We start from the raw sequence: 7,104 nt of genomic DNA, 5'->3' as shown, positions 1-7,104 counted from the left end.
TCCGGAAGAGCCGGATAACCAGAAGGCTTCGCTGTCCCATGGTTCTTGCTCCTGTTCTCCGGATTCTCCGGTGGGTGGTCTAGTGACGGTGACCAGTTTCGGTGTCTGGCCCTGCCCCCTCCTTATGTTGATGAGGTGTGGGACCACGCAGTCGTAGGCTTGGCCCCACGCCAGGACCTGCAGGGCATGGCTTCCCCCCTCTCAGCCGCTCGCCGTGGCATCGCTGCCGTTCGGAAAAGAGCTGAAAACGACTGGCCACCCCGCAGGACCGCCAACGATTACGACCGCTCATTGAGAATCGCGAACACCTCGACACACCCCTGTTGCGCTGTATCGCTGTATAAGGACACCTCGGCATATCTGTTGGACCTGGCGCACACCATCTGCTCCCACCACGACCACCAGGAGAGGATCCACCGACATGCCCACACTGTTCGCCGGCATCGACGCCGGAAAGACCCATCACCACTGCGTTGTCATCGACACCGCCGGCACCAAGCTATTGTCCCGCCGATTTCGCAACACCGAACCAGACATCCTCACCCTCATCGGCGATGTCCATCAACTCATCACCCCAGAAACCGACGCCGCCGCCGATCCTGATGAAGGCGATGGGGATGAGGTGGTGTGGGCGACGGATCTGAACCACGGTGGGGCATCCCTGCTGCTCACTGTGCTGGAAGCCCACGGCCAGGTAGCCATCTACATCCCTGGCAGGATGATCCACTTCGCCGCCAGGAGCTACCGCGGCGACGGGAAGACCGACGCCAAGGATGCTGCCGTCATCGCTGATCAGGCTCGCATGCGCCGTGATCTGCACCCCAACACCCCAGCAACCCCTGAGGCAATTGAGCTGCGGATGCTCACCGATCGCCGAGGCGATCTGGTCCGTGACAGAACACGGGCCATCAACCGCCTTCGCCAACTGCTGTTGGAGATCTTCCCCGCCCTAGAGCAGGCATTCGACTACGCATCGCGCCGAGCAGCACTGCTACTGCTCACCAAGTATCAGACCCCCGGGGTGATTCGCCGCGCCGGTGTAGCCCGGATCGCCTCCTGGCTGCGTGCACGTGGCGCGCGCTACACCACCCAGGTCGCCACGCGTGCTGTTGAAGCAGCTCAGCAGCAGTACACCACCGTTGCCGGTGAGCAGCATATCGCGGCGATGATTGCCGAGCTGGCCGACGATGCTCTCCGGCTGAGCGAACGGACCGAGCAGCTCGACGGGCGCATAACCGAGGCTGTCGAGCGCAATGAGCAGGCGACACTGCTGACCAGTATGCCCGGGTTCGGAAGCCTGCTGGCAGCCGAGTTCGTCGCGGCCTCTGGCGGCAATGTGCTGTTGCTGGCCAAAGCTGATCGCTTGGCCGGGGTATGTGGCCTTGCTCCGGTATCGAAGGATTCCGGGACGATCAGCGGCAATCGACACCGACCGCGGCGCTATGACCGCCGGATGCTGCGCACGTGCTACATCTCAGCGCAAACAGCGGCCCGCGTCTGCCCACAGTCCTCCGCCTACTACCAGCGCAAACGTGGGGAAGGTAAGAGTCATGTTCAGGCGGTATTGTGCCTGGCCCGCCGACGGATCAACGTCATCTTCGCCATGCTGCGCGACAACCGCACCTTCCAGACGGATCATCATGCCGGAGCCCAGCACCGAGATGGTCTCGCCCCTGGTACGCCGGATTCTGGATTCAGTGATGCTCCGGCATGTGAAAGCCCTCGGCCCACTGGGCGGCGGCGTGCTGATCTTGTGGGCGTTGGCGGGTGAAGATCCGGTGGTAGCCGTCGGGATCGGTGCCTGACTTCGGGTCCCTCCATGTCACTCACGAACCAGGCACCCCACTTCTACGGAGTCCTGAGAGCGCGGGGGAATTTGCAGCTACACCCCACAAGAATACTCTTGCCCCTTCGCTAACGATGAGGTTAAATAATGAAGTATCCAAGTAGAGTCACTTGGAATGACTAGAGGAGTCACACCTTGAGCACCGTTCGTAAACCTATCGCACGGATGTTCGTCGCTGCCATGGCTGCGACGATTGCATCCGCGACCATCGCAGTCCCTGCCGCTTCAGCCAGTGTCGTCAACACTAGCCTGTCTAATGTCCGCAGCGGCTTTATCAGTCGTACAGTATACCACTCAGGAAGTACCCACGTCCAGGCTGGATTCATCGGGTGCTCAAGTAATGCCCCAGCCGCAAACTCGAAGTTCGACATTGAGCTGCGTCAAAAGAGAAGCTTGCAGCCTGACCGTTCTTTGGGATTCCGCAACGCCAAGCGGTGTTTCAGCAGCCCAACTCGTGTCTCCTGGGGTGATCCGGCCGACGGAAACTACTTCATGAAAGTTCACTCGCACAGCTGGCAAAGCACCAGCGCGCGTAACTTCAACATCTACTACTAAGCGACTCATGTCTGCTCCGGTGCCAGCACAATCTCTAGCTCAGGATACTGAACTCTCCTTCTCCTACCGTCACCCGGGCGGGCCCGGTGCGGTCACGGCGAATGACCTATTGGTCAGCAGTGAACCCACCCTGCTCCTCGGTGTCAACGGTGCAGGAAAGACAACTCTGATGAGAGTTCTCGCCGGTCACCTCCGGGTCCGTGGTCTTGATCTATCAGGTCTTCCGTCTGTCAGTTACGTTCCGCAGTTCTTTACCCCGGTCCGCGGTTTCACCGTCCTCGATCACGTCTCCTACGTCGCCTGGCTCGACGGGCAGTCCCGCGCCGCGGCCGCGAAGAATGCCCCGCAGTGGGTGGACTTCGTCGGTCTCGGTGACCTCGCCAACCGGAAGTGCGCGCAGCTCAGCGGCGGACAGCAGGCAAAAGTTCAGCTGGCTACCGCGCTGAACACCGGTGCGAGACTGCTTCTACTCGATGAGCCGAGTGCCTCCCTGGACCCGCTGGCGAAACGCGAACTCCAGGACCTGTACCGGAACATCGTCGCCGCCGGTACCGGCCTGTGGGTCTCCACACACCAGCCGCACGAAGTAACCGACCCTTTCACACGAGTCATCGTGCTACACCAGGGCACTGTGCGCTTCGACGGTGGTATCGGTCATTTCCGTCAGCTCGGCGTCGATGCAACCGATAAAGACGATCCAGCCGCCGTGGCGCTGGCCCAGGCGACCGTCCGGTGAGCGCACGGAGCGATCTGTCGCGGCTGCGGCCGTGGACAGGACCACTGGTGATACTGATCGCTGTCGGTCTCGGTTACTACATTCTCGACACCAACTACTCCAGGGTATCCAACGGGTATGACGGGATATCTCTCGCGCTCGGGTACTTCTACACTCTGGGACCTGCCTTGGCCGGATTCGCGGCGTGGGATATATCTCGCTTCCGCACTCTTCTCAAACAGCGCAGCCACGCCAGCGAGCTGTGGCGGACTGTGATTCGCCGTCTCGGGACACCGAGTTTGGTCACACTGCTCTCCGTGCTGCTGATCATGGGTTACTACGGAGGCCTGTCTGTATCCCAGACCTGGGCCGGCATTCTCCTGTCTGTACTGCTCACGTGCCTCTGGGTGCTTTTCGGCGCTGCCCTCGGGATGTATCTTTCCCCTATTATTTCTCTACCCGTCGCAGTCTTCATTCCCTGGGTTCTCACCGCGTATCCGCAGGCAGTGCCCGACCCGGCGTGGCGACAGATGTTCGGACAGACAATCGGCGGGTGCTGCACGGTGGACGCCATGATCGACACGGTCACGATCAGGTCCTCAGTTGTGACGCTGGGGCTTCTCGTGGTGGCCAGCGTGATCCTCATTCAGGTCAGCGTCGCCCGGCGTCCGGTCCGTGTCGGTGGGATCAGCGCCTCACTCATCATCACCTGCACAGCAATCGCCCTCGGCTACGTTCTCGGGACGTCCGGGAACTTCATGAATACTGCTCTCCGCTCAGGTGCCGAACGCGACTGCGATGACCGTGTCTGCGTCTGGCCGGAGAGTAACCGTTCCATGGTCGACACGAATCTTCGCGTTGCCGAGAAGCTAGGAATCCCGACCGGCACCGTTCTTGTCGACGGTGAACCCCGCAACCAAAATGAGCTGTGGATGTCAGGGGATCCGGATCCGACCACGGTGGAGCAGCAACTGATCGTCGAGCTGCTGGAGAACTCTCCAGAGCTCAGGGGCATGGAATCGTGCTGGGTCGATGAGAACGGCCGGCGCATGAGCCTCGCCGACGAGGCTACCGTCACTTTGGGAAGCAGTGATCTGGTTCCCGCCGCCACCGGTGCCGATGGACGGTTCCTAGCCTATAGCAATAGCGAGGACCCGTCTGCCTGGGACAGAGTCGTGGAGCTTATCAACCAGAAATCAGGGTGTTCGGCGTGAGAAGTATCTTCGCACTGTATGCCATAGGTCACAGGGTGGGTCTCGCAATGGGGCTCCTCGCTGTCGCTGTCGCAGTCTCTGCGGTGACAGGGACGACGAGTCTTCCCCTGCCCTGGTTATCTGAAGGATCCCTGGACCTGTCCTTGGATCACTTACTCGCTGTCGCTTTACTGGCGGCACATGCCACACTACTCACTGGGGAACTGTCCTCCCGTGAGGAATCCAGCGTCCGTTCGTGGTGGTGGGCGGACTGCCTCGGAATGACCGTCCTCCTATGCGGGCCCGTGTTCTTGGCATTTACCGGTGACGCAGGCCTGCTTCAAAACACGCTTCTCTACCTGGTGTTCTTCTTTCTTATCAGTCTGGTCATCGGCCCGGAGACCGCCTATCCCACTGTCATCTTCCTTATTGTTGTGCAGACGATGGTCGTGGCGCTTGTTCCCGATCGTGGTCTTATTCCCGTATTCTGGGACCCGGACCCACGCATAATCGCAGCGCTCTTCCTCCTCGCAACCGTGGCGTTTCTGGTGGCGCGTCGCCCAGTGAAGACGAGTACCCGCCTCCGGATCACCGCCTGACGAACCGGACTACGGTCTCATCCGCCTTGACAAATTCCGCTAGGCGATGCAGAGCCTCCCGAATTACTCGGCCCCAGCTCTTGACAACCACATTGAGAGTCGTTTTTTGCCCGAGAAGGCACGCAGTGCCGATGAGGCCGGGCGACTGGAGTGCAAGTCCCGGGACCGGAGAAAGGAGAAACGTTTTTCCGCGAAATAAGCGAGGAACGAGCGCGTGGGAAAAGTTTTCGGGATGAATTCGGCGAACGAAGTTCGCGGGACTTGCGCGTAGGGAGCTGGCCGTAAAATCGCCGGAGGCTTCTCGGGAAAAACGAGTGTCCCCGCCGGCTGGATCGCCGCAGCGTAGCGAGGACGAGTCCAGGCGGTGGGGCTGACTGTCCGACGACGGAGTCGGCGGTCCTTGTGTGTCCCGCGCGGCGGGGCCGGCCGACGGTAGTCGGGTGGGCTCGGCGGCGACGCGCGGGGCACCTCCCGCCCGGTGGTGGATGGTTGGAGGGCGGGCCGGCTGGCCGGAAGGCCGGCGGTTGTTAGTCCCGGGGCGCGCGCAGCGTGACCGGGTCCGATCCCCCCCCGGTGGTGGCGGGGCCGCGTGGAACGTAGTTCCGGGTGGGCGCGGCGGCGCCACCACCGGGGGCCGCACCCTGAACGTGGGGTCTGGCTGCTGAGTTCTGCAACGACAAACCGCCCTGAACAGTGCTGTTCAGGGCGGTTGATGATGGGGCTATCGGTTGGCAGCCTTGCGCTGGATTCGGTCGGTGGCGTTCTTTGCGGGCGGAACCCCGGCAAGCTTGTAGGTGCTGCGGGGCAGGATATCGCCGGTTTTCTTGCTCGCGGCGACGGCTGCACGGGCGCGTGCGCGTGCCACGCGGGGGGTCTCGGTAGTGGCCATCACTGCTGTCCTTCCGGTGGGTCATCTTCATTATCTGCTGTTTCGTCGGATTCTGCCAGGCCCTGGATCAGTTCTGCCTCGGTCGCGGTGGCTAATGGGCTCTCGCTGAGGACTTCCAGATTCAGCCAGGCGACTTCCTGGATCTTGGGTGAGGTGTCGGTGATGTGTTCCACTGCCCAGATGTAGCGCTTCCACCACTCGGCGCGGTTGTCGCTGGTGTCCTTCTGCCGCAGAGTCTTCACAACCATCCAGAATCCTGCACCTGCCACAATGACCTGCACGATCCGCAGTATCAGGTCTGCTACTTCCATTGGCTTCCTTCATGGTTGCGGGGTAGCAGTGCGCCGTCTCAGCCAGTGCTACCCCTGGGGCTTAAAAAGCAGGGCGGTCGCCTTCACGGTACCGCTCACCGGATTCTTGAGAAGTTCGGCGGTGGCCTGGCCCATCGCGTGGCCGGACCGCTCGAACTTTATGAGTTTGCCCAATGCGAAGACCAGCCGGTCCGCCCTTTCGTCGTCGACGTTGCGGCGGACGATCGCCGACAGCAAGAAGCCGCTTCACTCGGCAGTCGTTAGCGAAGTTCGCCACTGTGGCGGTCACTACGCCACGCTCGCGTTGTCGCTGTTGAGGCGCGCCAAGCATCCACCCCCACTCTTGTGGCCCAGCAAAAACCATGGTTCACTCAACAACAGTTCTTAGTGAACTGCACATGTTTCGGCGGTTTCGCGCTCATTGAACCCCCGCGCACCTGACGTTTCTCCCCATGCACTCACTACCAAGAGGAATCAATGCGACACAAAGTACTCAGACCGATGCTCGCGGTTGTCCTCGCCCTCGGAGTGAGCTCAACACTGTCCCCGACTTCGGCGGCGCAACCCAGCATCACCACCGGGCCCGATGACTCGGCCTCCGCGCGAGCGAACGCTGAACAAGAGGCGATCGACAATGCTGCCCAGGCTGCAGCGACACCCGCTGCCGGTCGAGAAGACCTCGAACCCGCTGAACCCGGCTTCGACGACAACACGATCGACAACGATGCCGGGGCCGACTGGCACGCCACCACTAACCCCGAGGCGACGATCATCCCCGGACAGATGCGCTCAGACACTGAGGACATTCCCGGCGGATTCACCAAAGAGGAAGCTGACCGGGCCGAGGTCCAGGAAGCCGCCGAGCAGCAGGCCCAACAAGACCGCGCTACCAACCCCCTGGCGCGAGCGCTAGCAGCGGCGCCGGTCAACTGCACCACCTACTGGCCCAGTCCCTACAAGGTCTGCGGAGCAATCCGCGAAAAGTATGACGCCATT

Annotated in this window: 6 protein-coding genes and 2 pseudogenes; 5 read left to right on the top strand and 3 right to left on the bottom strand. The window is 61.6% G+C overall.

Annotated features, from left to right (window positions below; all coding sequences use genetic code 11):
• Nucleotides 1–421: 421 nt before the first annotated feature.
• The 4 genes and pseudogenes from CVA01_RS14470 to CVA01_RS14455 all read left to right on the top strand — a co-directional run.
• Nucleotides 422–1,654, top strand: a pseudogene (locus CVA01_RS14470) (IS110 family RNA-guided transposase); the annotation flags it as partial.
• A gap of 754 nt (nucleotides 1,655–2,408) precedes the next feature.
• Nucleotides 2,409–3,137, top strand: coding sequence for an ATP-binding cassette domain-containing protein (locus CVA01_RS14465; RefSeq protein WP_141331766.1), 729 nt, complete (start codon nucleotides 2,409–2,411; stop codon nucleotides 3,135–3,137).
• 47 nt (nucleotides 3,138–3,184) lie between these two features.
• Complete coding sequence (locus CVA01_RS14460; protein WP_141331764.1) at nucleotides 3,185–4,330, top strand: hypothetical protein; 1,146 nt, start codon at nucleotides 3,185–3,187, stop codon at nucleotides 4,328–4,330.
• A 260-nt stretch (nucleotides 4,331–4,590) separates the two neighbouring features.
• Nucleotides 4,591–4,908: a hypothetical protein gene (locus CVA01_RS14455; protein ID WP_141331762.1), complete on the top strand. Its 318-nt coding sequence runs from the start codon at nucleotides 4,591–4,593 to the stop codon at nucleotides 4,906–4,908.
• Nucleotides 4,909–5,629: 721 nt separating this feature from the next.
• Here CVA01_RS14455 and CVA01_RS15010 read toward each other — a convergent pair.
• Genes CVA01_RS15010 through CVA01_RS14445 form a run of 3 tightly spaced genes read right to left on the bottom strand, consistent with a single transcriptional unit; the run spans nucleotide 5,630 to nucleotide 6,345 of the window.
• Complete coding sequence (locus tag CVA01_RS15010; RefSeq protein WP_170209813.1) at nucleotides 5,630–5,797, bottom strand: hypothetical protein; 168 nt, start codon at nucleotides 5,795–5,797, stop codon at nucleotides 5,630–5,632.
• A complete protein-coding gene (locus tag CVA01_RS14450; RefSeq protein ID WP_141331760.1) occupies nucleotides 5,797–6,108 on the bottom strand; it encodes a hypothetical protein in 312 nt (103 codons plus the stop codon). Before CVA01_RS14450 ends, CVA01_RS15010 begins: the two co-directional genes overlap by 1 nt.
• Before the next feature lie 48 nt (nucleotides 6,109–6,156).
• Nucleotides 6,157–6,345, bottom strand: coding sequence for a hypothetical protein (locus CVA01_RS14445; RefSeq protein ID WP_141331758.1), 189 nt, complete (start codon nucleotides 6,343–6,345; stop codon nucleotides 6,157–6,159).
• 240 nt (nucleotides 6,346–6,585) lie between these two features.
• On the opposite strand from CVA01_RS14445, the pseudogene CVA01_RS14440 reads away from it, so the two are divergent.
• A pseudogene (locus tag CVA01_RS14440) lies at nucleotides 6,586–7,104 on the top strand (hypothetical protein); the annotation flags it as partial.

The organism is Corynebacterium variabile (assembly GCF_006539825.1).
Lineage (GTDB): Bacteria > Actinomycetota > Actinomycetes > Mycobacteriales > Mycobacteriaceae > Corynebacterium > Corynebacterium variabile.
The sequence above is the reverse complement of the archived record's forward strand: the minus strand, read 5'-3'. Positions and strand labels throughout refer to the sequence as shown.

Excerpts from the sequence above, each read along its gene's own strand:
- CVA01_RS15010 (WP_170209813.1), bottom strand. The coding sequence starts at position 5,797 with ATGGCCACTACCGAGACCCCCCGCGTGGCACGCGCACGCGCCCGTGCA.
- CVA01_RS14465 (WP_141331766.1), top strand. The coding sequence starts at position 2,409 with ATGTCTGCTCCGGTGCCAGCACAATCTCTAGCTCAGGATACTGAACTC.
- CVA01_RS14450 (WP_141331760.1), bottom strand. The coding sequence starts at position 6,108 with ATGGAAGTAGCAGACCTGATACTGCGGATCGTGCAGGTCATTGTGGCA.
- CVA01_RS14455 (WP_141331762.1), top strand. The coding sequence starts at position 4,591 with ATGACCGTCCTCCTATGCGGGCCCGTGTTCTTGGCATTTACCGGTGAC.